At 42.4% G+C, this 15,571-nt stretch carries 10 protein-coding genes; 8 read left to right on the forward strand and 2 right to left on the reverse strand.

The genetic code is table 11. The features are described from left to right. The first annotated feature begins 166 nt into the window (after positions 1 to 166). Complete coding sequence (locus SWOO_RS06640) at positions 167 to 2,824, forward strand: TonB-dependent receptor (protein ID WP_041418008.1); 2,658 nt, start codon at positions 167 to 169, stop codon at positions 2,822 to 2,824. 58 nt (positions 2,825 to 2,882) lie between these two features. Beyond that, positions 2,883 to 4,406 (forward strand): tryptophan halogenase family protein, encoded by a 1,524-nt coding sequence (locus tag SWOO_RS06645; RefSeq protein ID WP_012323944.1) that lies wholly within the window; start codon positions 2,883 to 2,885, stop codon positions 4,404 to 4,406. A gap of 143 nt (positions 4,407 to 4,549) precedes the next feature. Here SWOO_RS06645 and SWOO_RS06650 read toward each other — a convergent pair whose 3' ends face one another. Both SWOO_RS06650 and SWOO_RS06655 read right to left on the reverse strand, forming a co-directional pair. Further along, positions 4,550 to 5,266, reverse strand: coding sequence for a SapC family protein (locus SWOO_RS06650; RefSeq protein WP_012323945.1), 717 nt, complete (start codon positions 5,264 to 5,266; stop codon positions 4,550 to 4,552). 95 nt (positions 5,267 to 5,361) lie between these two features. Then, the gene (locus SWOO_RS06655; RefSeq protein ID WP_012323946.1) at positions 5,362 to 6,255 is read right to left on the reverse strand and encodes a sulfite exporter TauE/SafE family protein; all 894 of its coding nucleotides are present in this window, start codon (positions 6,253 to 6,255) and stop codon (positions 5,362 to 5,364) included. A 540-nt stretch (positions 6,256 to 6,795) separates the two neighbouring features. Here SWOO_RS06655 and SWOO_RS06660 point away from each other — a divergent pair. The 6 genes from SWOO_RS06660 to nagX all read left to right on the forward strand — a co-directional run bounded on the left by SWOO_RS06660 (position 6,796) and on the right by nagX (position 15,405). After that, positions 6,796 to 7,671 (forward strand): type 2 periplasmic-binding domain-containing protein, encoded by an 876-nt coding sequence (locus SWOO_RS06660; protein WP_012323947.1) that lies wholly within the window; start codon positions 6,796 to 6,798, stop codon positions 7,669 to 7,671. Further along, positions 7,664 to 9,157 carry a methyl-accepting chemotaxis protein gene (locus SWOO_RS06665; protein ID WP_012323948.1) on the forward strand — a complete coding sequence of 498 codons (1,494 nt, stop codon included), beginning with the start codon at positions 7,664 to 7,666 and terminating at the stop codon, positions 9,155 to 9,157. The genes SWOO_RS06660 and SWOO_RS06665 overlap by 8 nt, the downstream gene beginning before the upstream one ends. A gap of 24 nt (positions 9,158 to 9,181) precedes the next feature. Next, positions 9,182 to 11,848, forward strand: coding sequence for a family 20 glycosylhydrolase (locus SWOO_RS06670; protein WP_012323949.1), 2,667 nt, complete (start codon positions 9,182 to 9,184; stop codon positions 11,846 to 11,848). Positions 11,849 to 12,068: 220 nt separating this feature from the next. After that, the gene (gene nagK / locus SWOO_RS06675) at positions 12,069 to 12,971 is read left to right on the forward strand and encodes an N-acetylglucosamine kinase (RefSeq protein WP_012323950.1); all 903 of its coding nucleotides are present in this window, start codon (positions 12,069 to 12,071) and stop codon (positions 12,969 to 12,971) included. Between the two features lie 62 nt (positions 12,972 to 13,033). Beyond that, positions 13,034 to 14,161, forward strand: coding sequence for an N-acetylglucosamine-6-phosphate deacetylase (gene nagA / locus SWOO_RS06680; RefSeq protein WP_012323951.1), 1,128 nt, complete (start codon positions 13,034 to 13,036; stop codon positions 14,159 to 14,161). 107 nt (positions 14,162 to 14,268) lie between these two features. Then, a complete protein-coding gene (gene nagX / locus SWOO_RS06685; RefSeq protein WP_012323952.1) occupies positions 14,269 to 15,405 on the forward strand; it encodes a transmembrane glucosamine N-acetyltransferase NagX in 1,137 nt (378 codons plus the stop codon). The last annotated feature ends 166 nt before the right edge of the window (positions 15,406 to 15,571 follow it).

The raw sequence follows: 15,571 nt of genomic DNA on the forward strand, positions 1-15,571 counted from the left end.
AAAATTGTGCAAATAAACTTAAAAAAGGCTTTCTCGGTTATTTTCTTGTAGCGCGCGGGTTAATAATTGTGTAATGTTTGTTCTGAACATGACAGCGTTGTCATTCCATTAGGGAATGGTTATGGATACTAAAAAAAATAAAATAGAGTTATGGAAGGGAAACGAGATGCGAACATCTAATTTTAAGAAAAGTATATTAGCGACAAATATCGCTTTAATGCTTGGTACGGCAGTCTCTATGTCTGCTGTGGCAGCTGAAGCGGACTCTGCACCTACAGCAGATGAAAATATTGAGAAGATTGAAGTGCGTGGTCTTCGTGCTTCAAATAAAGCCAACATTAATGAGAAACGTTTTTCAAATGCTGTTGTTGATGCCGTAACTGCAGAAGATATTGGCAAGTTTCCTGATTCAGACGTAGGACAAGCATTGGGTCGTGTCCCTGGTGTGAGTGTTGGGCGTACTTTTGGTCAAGGTAGCTCTGTGTCAATTCGTGGTACTGATCCCTTGATGACGTTGACTACTTTGAACGGTCAAAATGTCGCTTCAACTGGTTGGTATGATCAGATGAACGTTGATCGCTCTTTCAATTATTCAATGCTGCCATCTGAGCTTATTGGCGGGATGGAAGTCTACAAGTCGAGCCAAGCTAACCTTGTCGAAGGTGGTATCGGTGGTACTGTTATTGTAAAAACACGTAAACCACTTGATATGGAAGCCAACTCAGTATTTGGATCCGTAAAAGGCGAATACGGAACTGTTAATGAAGAGTGGGCTCCAGAGCTTTCTGGTCTATATAGCTGGAAGAACGAGTCAGAAACATTCGGTATCCTTCTTGCGGGTTCATATATCGATCGTGAGTATCTACGTACAGGGACTGAAGCCGACTTAGATTGGGGCGGACGTTCATCAATTCAGCCTTCAAGCTTCCTTCAAGAGCAAGAGCGTACAGCGGTAGATGCAACAATTCAATTTAGACCGACTGATAATCTTGAGTTTGGTGCGCACATTCTATCTATGCAGTTAGGTGCCGATAGTATTGGTGCTAACATGTACATTGAAACTGACACAAACTGGGGCGCTGGTGACTCTAACTGTCAGAAGTTCAATGCTGCTGGTGTTTGTGTGTTAAGTGTCACTCCTGAAAGTGCACCAACAGATGTTTTCTATCAGAACTGGGCTCGTAAAGGTGAGATGACATCTGATACTTTCGAGCTTAATGCTGAGTATGAAGGTGATGGCTATACACTATCTGCCGTTGCTGGTAATACTAAAGCTGAGGGTGGTACTCAAATGAGTGCAAACTTCGGTTATGGCTGGTGGGGTGATAACTTCGGTCAAGTAAAATGGGCCGGTACGGTTGATGCAACAGGTAAGCAGATCGACATCAATGGTCGTGATATGAGCTTCACTCAAGATCAACTGGATACGACAGTAGGAACGTCACAATGGACTGGTGTACAAGGTCCTAACCGTGATGAAGAAAATTATGTTCAGTTCGATGCCGACTTTGATATTGATATGGGCATCTTAACTAAGTTTGAAACAGGTATTCGCTATACTCAGCATGAGTTTGAAAAGTCTGAGAACAAAGCAGTTTATGATCCAAATAAAGCGAACTCATTCAATACTTCTGATCTATACAGCGGTACGATGAAGTTAGGTTATGACGGTTGGACAATCCCTAAAGCAAACCTAGATGCGATGATAGACTCAACTGTCTCTCTTGTTGATGAGTTTGTTTATAACCGTGCTGCCTATGGTTTAATTGAAGAAGATAACTTATCTATTTACGGTATGTTCTCATTCCAAGGCGACGATTTCCGCGGTAACTTCGGTGTGCGCTATATCAGTACTGATGTGACCTCTAGCGGCCATGTCATCGATAACTCTCCTGCTGATAAACTTGGCGTTAATGCTGGTTGGAGTGAAGAAGTTCATAGTGAGAGTGATGATTACGCAGATGTTTTACCAAGCTTTAACCTTTCCTATAATGTGACTCAAGACGTAATCATTCGTTTTGCAGCAGCTCAAGCTATTACACGTCCTAACTATGATAACTTGTTCCTATCAAGTGTTTCTGGCTACCCAGATGATCGTCGTGGTAACGAAGAGATTACTTACGGAAATCCTGGACTGAAGCCAATGAAGTCTTCACAGGTTGATGTAAGTCTTGAGTACTATTATGGCGACGGTAACCTAGTTTCAGCAACTTACTTCACTAAAGATATCAGTGATTTTATCGTTGCAACAACTAAGTACAACCAACAGATTGGCGTGATTAACAATGATCTAGAAACTCCAGCTGATGATTGGACCGTGAATAACTTTGAAAATGCCAATGATGGTCAGATTGACGGTATCGAGCTTCAGTTAATTCACGCATGGGACAATGGTTTTGGTGTTAACGCTAACTACACATTTGCCAACGGTACAGCGCCTTCTGAAGTATATACTGACAGCATAGGTATATTTACTGAGTCATCTGAGCACACTGCTAACTTAGTGGGCTTCTGGGAAAATGATGATTTCTCTGCTCGTGCTGCATATAACTGGCGTTCAGAGTACATGATCCGTGAATACGGTAAGTACTATGGTAACCGTATGCATGATGACTTCGGTACTTTAGATGTGACATTAGGTTGGAACATTACAGAAAACATCGGTCTACAACTTGAGGTTGTTAACTTGACTGCTGAAGATGATGTTCAGTACGGTGCAGCTGCTGCCGGAACAGATGTTAAACCAGCACTTCAAGATGACTTCCCAACTTGGTCATTTAAAGGTGAAACAACCTACAAGCTAGGTGCAAGTTTCCGCTTCTAATTATATTTGATAAAGTAAAAAACCCAGTCTTGACTGGGTTTTTTTTTAGGAGTCATTTATGAAGATTAAACGAATTGCCATTGTTGGTGCTGGCACTGCAGGTTGGCTAGCTGCGAATCATTTAGGCTCTGAGCTCAGTGCTGATCAAGATGTTGAGATCACAGTTATTGAGTCAAAAGATGTGCCGACGATAGGTGTTGGAGAGGGCACTGTTCCCTATATAATGAACTCCTTAAAGCGGTTTGGTATCTCAGAGGCTGAACTGCTCTATTCCTGTGATACGACCTTTAAACAAGGGATTAAGTTTGTTAATTGGTTAGATAGCGGATCTCGTGGTGACAACTTCTATTACCATCCTTTTGATGTTCCCTATCCGAGTGGCTTCGACGTGAGTCCTTACTGGGTTGCACATGGTGGAAAGCGGCCATTTGATGATGTGGGCATTCAAGCAAGAATTTGCGAGTTAGGGCTAGCGCCTAAGAGAAAGAGCTCTGGGGAGTATGAAGGGGCTTTAACCTATGCCTATCATTTTAATGCATTAAAATTCGCTCAGCTATTAGCCAAGAATGCCCAAAAACGCTTTAATGTGACTCATCAGTTCGCAACCGTTGTGGGAGCAAAGAAGGCTGAAAATGGTGATATTACTCATCTTATTACCAAGGACGATACAGAGTTAGTATTTGATTTCTATGTAGACTGCAGCGGTTTTTCATCGATATTAATTGATAAAGAGTTAAAGGTTCCTTTTGTGAGTAAGGCCGATGAACTACTCACAGATTCAGTGCTTGTTCAGCAGGTGCCGCTCAAAGATGAAGATGAGCTTCCTCCCTACACCACTGCTACAGCCCATAGTGCTGGGTGGATTTGGGATATACCTCTTACAACAAGAAGGGGGACGGGTTTTGTCTACTCCAGTAGGCATATGAGTGATGAGCAGGCATTAAGTGAATATGCTGACTATTTAGGTGTCGAACAAGGGACTATCTCTCCTCGAAAATTGCCAATGGAGATAGGCTACAGAGAAGCATTTTGGAGTCAAAATTGTGTTGCATTAGGGCTCGCGCAAGGCTTTGTTGAGCCCTTAGAAGCGACATCTATTTTGGTTACCGACTTTTCTGCGGAGTTGCTAGCTCGTAACTTTCCACGCAACACTTCGGATATTGAGGCGCTGATTCCTCATTATAATAAAGTCGTGACCTACGTTTGGGAGAGAGTAGTTGATTTTATTAAGCTACATTACTGTATCTCAGATAGAGAAGACTCACAGTTTTGGTTAGATAACCGAAAAGAGGATACATTTTCTGATGAGTTGAAGCAGCGACTCACCAAGTTTAAAGTCAGTACACCTAAACAGTCTGATTTTTTTAGTAAGTTTGATCTATTTAATGATAAAAACTTCTTATACGTTTTATATGGGATGGAGTTTAAAACTAAAGCAATCTCTATTTCAGCTAAGGAGATAGAGCATTGCAGTATGTTGCTGCAGAGCAATGATAATCTAGTTAAAACTGCGGCTGATGAACTGTTAAGCCATAAAAGTTGGCTATTAGGGTTAAAAGCAGCTATGAGCCCTAATGGCTAATTTAGCCACTATCTACTACACAGGTATAAGATGCGAGGGCTAGCTTAGTTTCTACTGATGGTGAACTTGAATTGAGGTGAGTGGTTCTTCGCTCAATGACTCCCCCAAAGACCAAAAATTATCCTTTGGGGGCAATGTTTAAGCTAGGCTTTATCCAGCTGATTTTGTTTAGTGATCAATCTACCTATCTGGTGCAGTGAGGTTAGGTGAGCATAAATTAACGGCATTAAACCTTTACTTTTCAAGGTGAGGAACGCTTCATCGTTAAGCTCATTCAAGATTTGTTCATCGATGATATACACACCATCAATATTAACCTCTGGGCTATCGCTGTTGAGTTTGACTGTTAGTTGCTTAGGAGCAAGCAGATTTAGCTCAGCAAAGTATTGAGTAATGGCGGATGTTTGTTGAGTAAAGCTAGCGAGATCCAATAGCGCATTAGAGCGTTTTTTCAAGTATTCAGTCTGCTCCCCGGAATCATCAAAAAGCTTATTACCTTCATCTGAGGTGACAAGCTCACTATCTTCATCGATAAACACCATCACCTCGTCGCTCTCTTTAGAGGTTTGCATTAAAGATAAAGGTGCCTTGCTAAAGCCTATTGGCGTTACTGATGCCTCCCAGTTTTTCGTTTGGCAGTACAGGTTGAAGTTATTTTTTATTCCCATCATAGCGATAGGGGTAAATTGACCACTCTCTGCATTTTTTACAAAGACAATAGGAAACTCTGTTGCTAGTACTGCAAACTCTTGCACTACAATAGGGATCAAGCTCTGCGCAGCAAAGCGACTGAAGTCTTTAGATTCTTTAATGTAGGTATTGAGGTGTTTTGATGAATTCAATGGAGAGATATTTGTCATTTTAATTTTGCCTCTGTTTACTATTTATTTGTTATTGTTTAATTTTTAATGGTATGAATCTATCACCCTAGTCATGTTGTATCTGATTTCAACTCTTATGTCACCACTAGCATTGTTACGCCAGATAGAATAATCCATCCGGCGAAAAATATTTTTAATCCCTTAACTGGAAGGTATAAAGCCAGCTTTTTAGCCAAAATTCCTCCCATAATGGCGCCAGGTCCTGCGAATAGGATCACCTTAAAATAGGCATCACTTTGCTCTGATAGATATATAGGGCTAACGGACCAAACAGTGAAAGCGGTGACGATGACGCCAACTGCGATAGCTAAACTTGGTGTCACCTTTTTAAGCAGCAGATAGATAACAATAATCTCACCAACCCCCACAGATAACCAAGCTGTGATTATGCCGCCTAAATAGGTAATAAACCCAAGTTGAAGCACTTCATAGCGACTCAAGGTATGGTTGGCGTCACTGTTTTTAAGTGCAAAACAGCTATAGATAATTCCCAAGCCTAAAGCAATAGAGAAGAGACTAAAACTGTGCTCCAGCGAACCGGGGGCTTGTATCTCAAAAATATGAGTGGTCCAGATCCCAGCGACAGAGAGTGGTATACAGATAAAGATAAGTTTAACAAGTAGGCGCCCTTGTTGAGCTTGTTTTTGATGAGTAAAGTGCAGCCACCAGGTTAATGCTCCAGCCGTCATACCAAAGCATTGAATGACAAATGATGTCGATATACTTTGCTCATTGGTAAAGTTGAGACTATTAAAGACTGGGATAAAGATAACTCCTCCACCTGCACCGGTAGAGTTTGCAAAAATGGCTCCTGTTATGCCTAAGAACAGGTAATGAAGGTAATCACCGAATAGTTCAAGGGGATGGGGGAATTGCAATAGCCATGTTGACCATAGGGTAGCAAGCACAATAAAGATGAATAGAGGTCTTGAGATGAGCGTTATCTTTTTGTTTTTGTTTAGGTTCATCTTAGGCTCTCTTTATTGTTTTTTTATTGGTGCCTATTCAGCCGAATTAAGGGGGCTTTTGAATGTTATCAATAATTGACAGCGTTGTCATATTTTGGTGTTTTGCTCTGGTTTTCATCTAAGTGCTGATCCTTTCTCTTTATTAATGCTTTTCATGATGGGCTAAAAAAAGTTCTAAATGAATGTCAAAAAAATGTAGATATTCTGTTTGCTCTTGTGTATGTTTGTAAATGACAGCGTTGTCATCTGCTTGTGTGACACTCTGTTTGTAAGGTCTGCATGATGTAGGAAGAGGTCTCCTTATTCATGTTTTGGCAAACATTTGCTAATTACTTTTAGCATCAGTTTGTGTTTGATATTTCTATAGTCTCTCCCCAGAAACTAGTCTTGGCTAAGTGTTATCTTCATCATTTTGAATTTAACACTTAGCTACTTTTTCTAAGGTAGCTGACTATATCCTGCGGTAGGTTTGATAGGTTGAATCATTGGAAGATAAATTAACTAACACTCTTGTCTGATCTAGACGTATAAAAAGAGGAAATGCGCTTCATGCTACGACTTCGAATTAAGCTTCTCCTCATCTCTCTATTATCCGTTTTCTGTTTAACCCCTAATGCTTATAGTGAAACACTCGTCACCACTATTCCGCAAAGTTGGCAACTTAATTTATTGAAAGAAGCCCTATCTCGTGTGGAAACTCAATACGATATCTCAATGCTTGACACTGAAATGAATCAAAAACGTAAGGTGGAAGAGGCGTTAGCTGGAAGCATTGACATATTTTGGAGCATGACATCACAGCAACTTGAAGCGGTTGTGCTCCCAGTCAGAATCCCGATATTTAAAGGCTTGTTGGGTAATCGTTTACTGATCATTAGAAGCGATGAGCAGCAGCGTTTTATCGATGTCAAAAGCAGAGATGACTTTCTGCAGTTTTATGCAGGGCAAAATCGCTATTGGCCTGATGCGCTTATTCTTGAAGAGAATGGCTTACCTCTAATTACCAGCTATAAATATAAAAATTTGTATCCAATGTTAGAGGGAGGGCGTTTTGATTATTTAGCTCTTGGTGCTCAGGAGATCTGGCAGGAGTTAGATAAAAACCCTGATCCTAATTTGAAGGTAGATAGTGCCATCTTGCTGCAGTACCGCTCGCCTGCTTACTTCTTCATCTCCCCAGAAAAACCTTTACTTGCTAAAGACTTAAAGAAAGGACTAGAGAGCATGATTGCCGATGGCAGTTTTGATCAGCTGTTCAATAAGGAGCTCGAGATTGATGCGCTCTATGAGCAAGCACAATTTAGCAAACGTAGGATTATTCGACTACAGACACCTGGATTGAGTTCATTAACACCCGTAACTCGTGATGAGCTGTGGCTTGATCTATTTAATATGGAGGGGAAGGGCGATGAATAGTTTGTCAATTAAGGTACAGATAGGGCTAGCTGGTGCTCTTTTTGTTGTTGTCAGTGTTCTTTTTTCCCTCGCTTATATGGTCGAGGCTAACCGATTAGAAGCTAACTTTAATGAGTATAAGAGTAATACTTTGGCCAGCCTTGAAGTGACATTGGCTCAGCCTGTATTTTACTATGACTTTGAGCAGATTGACGCGGTTTTATCTGTCATGCTTGCTTCTGAAAAAATATATGAGATAACGATTAAAGATCATAGGGGTAAGATGCTCGGTGACAGTAAACAAAGCACTCCAGTTGATCCTAAAGCGGTGACATCTGATAAACTGGCATTCACCACAAACGATAAACCTACTGGAGAGCTGACGGTGAGTTTCTCTTCAGCCCCAATTACAGAGGCATTGAATCAGCTTAAGCTAAGTTATTTCTTTCAAGCTCTAGTTATTTTACTTCTCAGTCAACTCTTTATCTTTATTATTCTAAAGCGGTTAGTTATCACTCCATTGGTTCATGTGTCAGCTGTAATGGAGGAAATCGCCTCCGGTGATGGCGATTTAAGCCATAAGTTACCAGTCGAGAGTAATGATGAGATTGGTCAACTTGCCACGGCTTTTAATGGTTTTGTGGCAAAAATACATGGCACCATCTCTAAGGTTAATGAAACATCAGAGCTGATCCTTCAAGATGCATCTTCATTAGGGGATCTTTCTAAAAGTAATAATCATCGTGTTCAATCTCAATTAAAAGAGACTGAAGCTGCGGTTGCAGCCGTTACTCAGCTTAATTCAAGTGCCAATGAAGTGGCAAAAAATGCCAGTTCAACGGCAGAAGCTACTGGCTTGGCTGATAAAGAGGTAGATAATAGTCAACAGCAGTTTGATTTAGGTTTAGAGGTAAGTAATCGACTTGCCGATGAACTCTCCCGCTCTGTAGTTGCTGTACAGGAGCTGCAGCAGGAGACCCAAAGAATTGATGAAGTTGTGGTGGTGATTAATGCCATCGCTGAGCAGACAAACTTGCTTGCGCTAAATGCAGCGATTGAAGCGGCACGAGCCGGCGAGCAGGGACGTGGTTTTGCTGTTGTTGCTGATGAGGTGAGGACACTAGCAAGCAGAACGCAGCAAGCTACAGGTGAGATACAGAAGATGATCCAGCAGGTACAAACGGGAGTTGATGAGACTGTGTCTGTGATGCAAGCGAGTCAAACTCTATCTGCTGAAGCGGTTAGTCACTCAGAAGAGATAAAATTAATATTGAGTAATGTGACTAGTTTAGTCTCTAATATCAGTAATATGAATCTGGAAGTTGCCGAGGCCGCCGGCGAGCAAACTTATGTCACAGATGATATTTCAAAAAATTTAAATGATTTGGCCACAGTCTCAGGTTCGGCTTCACTCGACAGCGAGCAACTCGCAGAGTCGAGCGAGCGTTTGTTCCACCAAGGGGAAAGATTGCGGGCTTTGGTTGGTTCATTCCGTTTGCAGGGATGATAAAAATAATAATAGAGGAATACAATGAAGCTTAAATTACTGACAGCCGCCATTACTCTGGTACTGGCCACAAGTGGCTGCTCCGATAATAGTAAGGTGAATGATAATAAACCAGTCACGCAAACTAAAGCTCAAAGCGCTGAGGCGATGACTCAAGCGGTATTAAATCAACTGGGTGAGACCCTTGATGTTAAGTATCGATTGCTGACCAATTTTCCTGAAGGTTGCCCAACAGAGGGAGTCGACGGCCGATGCTTTAGTGCTCAAATAGATTTAACCTCTAAAGTGGATCTCTCAAGTGCAGATTGGGCTATCTATTATAGCCAGATGAGGCCTGTGCAAAAGGTGTTATCTGAAGAGTTCGAGATAACACGGGTGAAGGGGGATCTTCATAAAATCACACCAACAGCCGCATTTACTGGTTTAAAAGCAGGTCAGACTAAAACTATCGATTTTAGGGGAGAGCTGTGGCAACTATCTGAAATTGATGCGATGCCAAACTATTATTTAATCTCTGGCGATTTAACTCCCGCATTAATTAAAAGCACGACCGTTACCCATGATCCCGAGACTGGCATGGAGTTAAGGCCCTACGTTGCAGACTTTACTGATGCTGATACTCAATATAAGCGCAGTGATACTGATTTAATAAAATGGGCTACTCCTGAGGTTTTGTTCCAAGCTAATCAGGGCGTAGAGTTACAAACTGGCGCTGCAACAAATACCATCATACCGACACCGTTAAAGGTTGAGGTCACATCAGAGAATAAGCCTGTTTCACTTGGAGCGGGAATAAAGCTGGTACTTAACGCTCAAGCTAGGGGCCCTATAGATGCCGCGCTAAAGCGACTCGCTAGACTTGGCGTGACTGAGTCTGATAAAGGCTTGCCTGTTGTGCTTAATACGCTTAAAGACTCCACTCAAGCGGGAGCGTATCAGTTAGCTATCACAGAGCAAGGTATTGAGCTTACAGCTGCTGATGATGCAGGTTTTTCTTATGGTTTGTCCTCTCTGACAAGCTTGATTGATAGCCAAGATCTGTCGATTAATACCATGTTGGTTGAAGATGCACCAAGGTATGACTTTCGTGGCATGCATATTGATGTTTCCCGTAATTTTCACTCTAAGCAGCTGATACTGGATATGCTAGATCAGATGGCGGCTTATAAGTTGAATAAGCTGCATCTGCATATGGCCGATGATGAGGGTTGGCGTCTGGAGATTGATGGTCTCCCTGAGTTGACCGATATTGGCAGTAAGCGCTGCCATGATATAAGTGAAACCACCTGTTTGCTGCCTCAGCTTGGTAGTGGGCCTTCAGCTGATACCCAGGTAAGTGGTTACTACTCTAAAGCCGATTATATTGAAATTTTGAAATATGCATCGGCAAGACAGATCCAAGTTATCCCCTCGATGGATATGCCGGGCCACTCTAGAGCCGCGATTAAATCCATGGATGCTCGCTATAAGAAATTTATGGCAGAGGGTAATGAAACGGCCGCAAAAGAGTACCTGTTAACTGATCCCGACGATAAAACTGTCTATTCATCTATTCAGTATTATGACGACAATACGCTTAATGTTTGTCTAGAATCGACTTTCCACTTTGTTGATAAAGTCATTGATGAGATTGCCAAGCTTCATAAGGATGCTGGTCAACCCCTCACTCTCTATCATATTGGCGCCGACGAAACTGCGGGTGCTTGGCTTGAGTCGCCACAATGTAAGGCGTTTGTAGCCAATAATGTGCAGGGTGTCACCTCATTTGATGAACTTGGTGCCTACTTTGTTGAGCGTGTTTCAAACACGCTTAATGACAAAGGAATTGAGCCTGCGGGTTGGAGTGATGGTATGAGCCATACACGTCCAGATAAAATGCCGAAAAAGTCTCAGTCTAATCTTTGGGACGTTATCTCCCACGGCGGACATAATCGAGCTCATGAACAGGTGAATCTTGGCTGGGATGCGGTGTTAGGTACACCAGAAATGCTCTATTTCGACTTTCCCTACGAAGCAGACCCTAAGGAGCATGGCTACTACTGGGCGAGTCGTAATACCAATGAGCGTAAATTATATGGCTTTATGCCTGATAATTTGCCGGCAAATGCGGAGCAGTGGACCGATATTCAGGGGCAGCCGTTTGAAGTTGATGATACCGAGAAGCTGGATGACAGTGGAAAGCGTATCAGCGGTCCTATTGCGCAAGGTAAAGGCTTTGCCGGGCTACAGGGGCAGATCTGGAGTGAAACTTTAAGAAGCGATGAACTGGTTGAGTATATGACCTTTCCAAGATTGCTGATTTTAGCCGAGAAAGCTTGGCACAAAGCGAGCTGGGAGGTGCCTTATCAATACACTGGTGCTGTCTATAATCAAACTACTGAGTTCTTTACTCAAGAGATGCGTGCCAGTCAGGCTAAGCAGTGGGCTGTTATTGCTAACACTTTAGGGCAAAAAGAGCTCATTAAGCTGGATATGGCGGGTATCGATTATCGAGTGCCTACAGTTGGGGCTCATATTCATGAAGGAGAGCTTCATACTAACATCATCTATCCAGGGCTTAAGATTGAGTATCGAATAGACGGTGGCAAGTGGGAGGCGTTCAAGTCACCTGTCGCGGTTAAAGGGATGGTTGAGGTAAGGGCTCTTGCTGCTGACGGCACGAGGAAGGGACGAACTTTAGAGGTTAAGTAACATATGCCTAACAGGTGTGACTTTGTCGTTCGATAAAGTCACACTTCAGTTAAGCCTCTTAAATACTCGTTTATCTAATATTTAGCGCAAAATTTTTTTGATATAAAAAGTAAATGACAACGCTGTCATTTTTATTGTAACATGAGATTAACTTAGTCAGTGAGCAGAGCGGCATTCTGGTAGTGTGCGTTTTGAAAAAGAACTGTGAATGAGGTCTGTCATGATAGTGAACCAGACGAAGGAGAATCCGTTGTTTATAGGTATTGATGGTGGCGGCAGCAAGTGCCGTGCAACGATTTACTCTGCGGAAGATGGTGTAATAGGTACTGGGGTAGCTGGGCGTGCAAATCCACTTCACGGTCTATCTCAAACATTTGAATCAATTCAATTATCTACTGAACTTGCATTAAAAGATGCAGGTATGGCTATAGGTGATAGCAAGGGGTTAGTTGCCGGGCTTGGTTTAGCAGGGGTGAATGTCCCTAGGCTCTACCAAGATATCGTCAATTGGGAACACCCATTTGCAGATATGTATGTCACCAGCGATCTTCATACTGCTTGTATTGGTGCCCATAAAGGTGGTGAAGGGGCCGTTATCATTACCGGTACTGGCTCATGTGGTTACGCTAATGTTGATGGCAAATTTATTAGTCTCGGTGGCCATGGTTTTGCTTTAGGTGATAAAGGTAGTGGTGCTTGGCTAGGTTTAAAGGCTGCTGAACAATCCCTACTTCACTTAGATGGCTTTGCAGAGAAAACAATATTAACTGAAAAATTACTTAACCATTTTAAAGTCAATGATGCTTTAGGTATTGTTGAGAATTTAGCGGGTAAAAGTTCAAGTGTGTACGCTAAGTTAGCTCGAATAGTGCTTGAGTGTGCTAACCAACAAGATGAGGTTGCGCAGGCGATAGTTAAAGAGGGAGCTGCTTATATCAGTGAGCTTGCTCGTAAACTCTTTGAGATAAATCCTCCGCGTTTTTCTATGATAGGTGGTCTCGCTGAGCCATTGGCGCCTTGGCTAGATAAAGATGTCGTGACCAAGTTGTCACCGACTTTAGCACCGCCAGAGTTGGGAGCTACCTATTTTGCTCGCCAGCAGTTTGGATGTAAAGCAAGTTAATTCAACCTACGTAGATGTGATATAGATACAGAGCTGTTACTGAATCAATTGAGAGTTAAAAGATGAAACAAACGTTTATTGCACAACAAGTTTTCGATGGTAAAGACTTTCATCATAACCATCCAATCACTGTTGAAGATGGCCATATACTCGCTTTTGATACTGTAGCAGGAGTCAATGAGGTTAAGCTCGACGGTACTCTTGTTTCTGGTTTTATTGACGTGCAGGTCAATGGTGGCGGTGGGGCTTTGTTAAATTCAGATACTTCAGTTGAGTGTATTGAAACAATTGGCGCTGCACACGCAAAGTTTGGTACCACAGGCTTCTTACCTACCTTGATAACCGATGATATTGATGTCATGCGCCGCGCCGCCGATGCCGTCGCTGCGTCCTTAGATAAAGGAAGTGCAGGGGTTTTAGGTGTTCACTTTGAGGGACCGCACCTGTCTGTCCCCAAAAAAGGGGTACATCCCCAATCTCATATCCGCCGTATCTCTGATGCCGAGTTGGAGGTTTTTTGCCGAAACGACTTAGGTACTAAGGTAGTGACACTGGCACCGGAAAATGTTTCTGTAGAGGTGATAAAAGCGTTAGTGGCTGCCGATGTAAAGGTGTGTTTGGGTCACTCAAATGCAGATTATGAAACCGTTGTTGCAGCGCTGGAAGCTGGGGCTACAGGTTTTACTCATCTATTTAATGCCATGTCTCCTTTTGGTTCCCGTGAGCCGGGAGTAGTTGGTGCTGCAATTGAGAGCCGCGATGCATGGTGCGGTTTGATTGTGGACGGTCATCATGTCCATAGCGCTGCTGCTAGGGTGGCTATCTATGCAAAGCCTAAAGGTAAGATGATGCTGGTGACAGATGCTATGCCACCAGTTGGTCTCGATGATGAAGCCAGTTTTGAGCTGTTTGGTACGCAAGTTATCCGCCAAGGTGACAGATTAAATGCGGTGACTGGTGAGCTCGCAGGCTGCGTATTAGATATGGCTGGTGCAGTTAGAAATACTGTAAATATGTTAGGTTTGAGCTTAGATGAAGCGGTGAGAATGGCCTCTCTTTATCCTGCACAGTTCCTGGGGCTTGATAAGCAACAAGGAGAGTTAAGGCTTGGTAGCAAAGCTGATTTTGTTTTACTCAATAATGATATTTTTGTAGATCAAACTTATATAGCAGGCTCGCGTGTTTTTTAGCGCTAATTATATATAATATAGATACTTAAGCCTCAACGGCCTTGCTGTTGGGGCTTTATGCTATAGAAAATACAAAACTAAAATAATAATAAAATAGGTAAGAGGTTATGGAAGCTACTCAAGCTAAGACCCCAAAAAGAAGATTGATGTCACTCGATGCTCTTAGAGGTTTCGATATGTTTTGGATTTTGGGTGGTGAGGCGCTTTTTGCTGGCTTACTTCTGTGGACGGGTTGGCATGGGTGGCAATGGGCAGATGCACAGATGCACCACAGTCAATGGCATGGCTTTACCTTCTACGACCTTATTTTCCCGCTTTTTATCTTTCTTTCCGGTGTTGCTCTGGGCCTATCCCCTAAACGATTAGATAAGTTGCCAATGGCACAAAGAATGCCTTTGTATAAGCACTCTGTGAAGCGTCTATTACTGCTGCTGTTCTTTGGTGTTCTTTATAATCATGGCTGGGGAACTGGTGCACCAGTTGCAATCGATGAGGTTCGTTATGCCAGCGTTTTGGGAAGAATTGCTTTTGCCTGGTTTTTTGCCGCCATGTTGGTTTGGCATACGAGTTTCCGTACTCAGGTTTTAGTAACACTTGGAATTTTAGTGCTTTACGGTTTGGCGCAGCTACTTATCCCTGTTCCTGGGTATGGGGCTGGTATTTTTAGCCCAGAAGGGTCAATTAATGCTTATGTCGATACTCATCTTCTCCCTGGAATAGCTTATCAGAATCGAGCTCTAGACCCTGAAGGGATACTGTCAACACTTCCTGCGATAGTTAATGCAATGGCTGGCGTATTTGTTGGCCACTTTATTGTTAAAGAGCATGCAAAAGGGGAGTGGTATAAGGTTGTGACGATGTTAATTGCAGGAGCGTTAGTGCTTGGTTGTGGTTGGCTGTTAAACCTTGTTATTCCAGTTAATAAAGATCTATGGACCAGCTCTTTTGTTTTAGTGACAACAGGTTGGAGCATGATCTTACTTGCTGTGTTTTATGCTGCTGTAGATGTTTTGAAGTGGCAGAAAGCTGCATTCCCATTTGTGGTGATTGGCTGTAATGCTATCATCATCTACCTTGCGTCCAGTTTGATAGATTGGAAGTACACAGCCCAAAGTCTCTTTGGAGGTTTGGTGAGTGCTTTTCCATCTTCAGCCCAAGAGCTAATGGCTGCGATTAGCTTGCTGCTCGTGCAATGGTTAGTTCTTTTTTGGATGTATAAGCGGGGAGTGTTCGTAAAAGTTTAAACTAAATGAGATGGCATCTTATATTTTCGTTATTGATAACGGTCATTTAGCTTAAATTAGTTTCAAATACAAAATGACAGCGTTGTCTTTTTTGCTTTATTGTTTTAACATCAATGAAACAAGGTCTGTTTGCTTTGCACAAAATAGTGTATTTTGAAGGCCTTTT

This window comes from Shewanella woodyi ATCC 51908 (assembly GCF_000019525.1).
Taxonomy (GTDB): domain Bacteria; phylum Pseudomonadota; class Gammaproteobacteria; order Enterobacterales; family Shewanellaceae; genus Shewanella; species Shewanella woodyi.

Excerpts from the sequence above, each read along its gene's own strand:
- SWOO_RS06640 (WP_041418008.1), top strand. The coding sequence starts at position 167 with ATGCGAACATCTAATTTTAAGAAAAGTATATTAGCGACAAATATCGCT.
- SWOO_RS06645 (WP_012323944.1), top strand. The coding sequence starts at position 2,883 with ATGAAGATTAAACGAATTGCCATTGTTGGTGCTGGCACTGCAGGTTGG.
- SWOO_RS06650 (WP_012323945.1), bottom strand. The coding sequence starts at position 5,266 with ATGACAAATATCTCTCCATTGAATTCATCAAAACACCTCAATACCTAC.
- SWOO_RS06655 (WP_012323946.1), bottom strand. The coding sequence starts at position 6,255 with ATGAACCTAAACAAAAACAAAAAGATAACGCTCATCTCAAGACCTCTA.
- SWOO_RS06660 (WP_012323947.1), top strand. The coding sequence starts at position 6,796 with ATGCGCTTCATGCTACGACTTCGAATTAAGCTTCTCCTCATCTCTCTA.
- SWOO_RS06665 (WP_012323948.1), top strand. The coding sequence starts at position 7,664 with ATGAATAGTTTGTCAATTAAGGTACAGATAGGGCTAGCTGGTGCTCTT.
- SWOO_RS06670 (WP_012323949.1), top strand. The coding sequence starts at position 9,182 with ATGAAGCTTAAATTACTGACAGCCGCCATTACTCTGGTACTGGCCACA.
- nagK (WP_012323950.1), top strand. The coding sequence starts at position 12,069 with ATGATAGTGAACCAGACGAAGGAGAATCCGTTGTTTATAGGTATTGAT.
- nagA (WP_012323951.1), top strand. The coding sequence starts at position 13,034 with ATGAAACAAACGTTTATTGCACAACAAGTTTTCGATGGTAAAGACTTT.
- nagX (WP_012323952.1), top strand. The coding sequence starts at position 14,269 with ATGGAAGCTACTCAAGCTAAGACCCCAAAAAGAAGATTGATGTCACTC.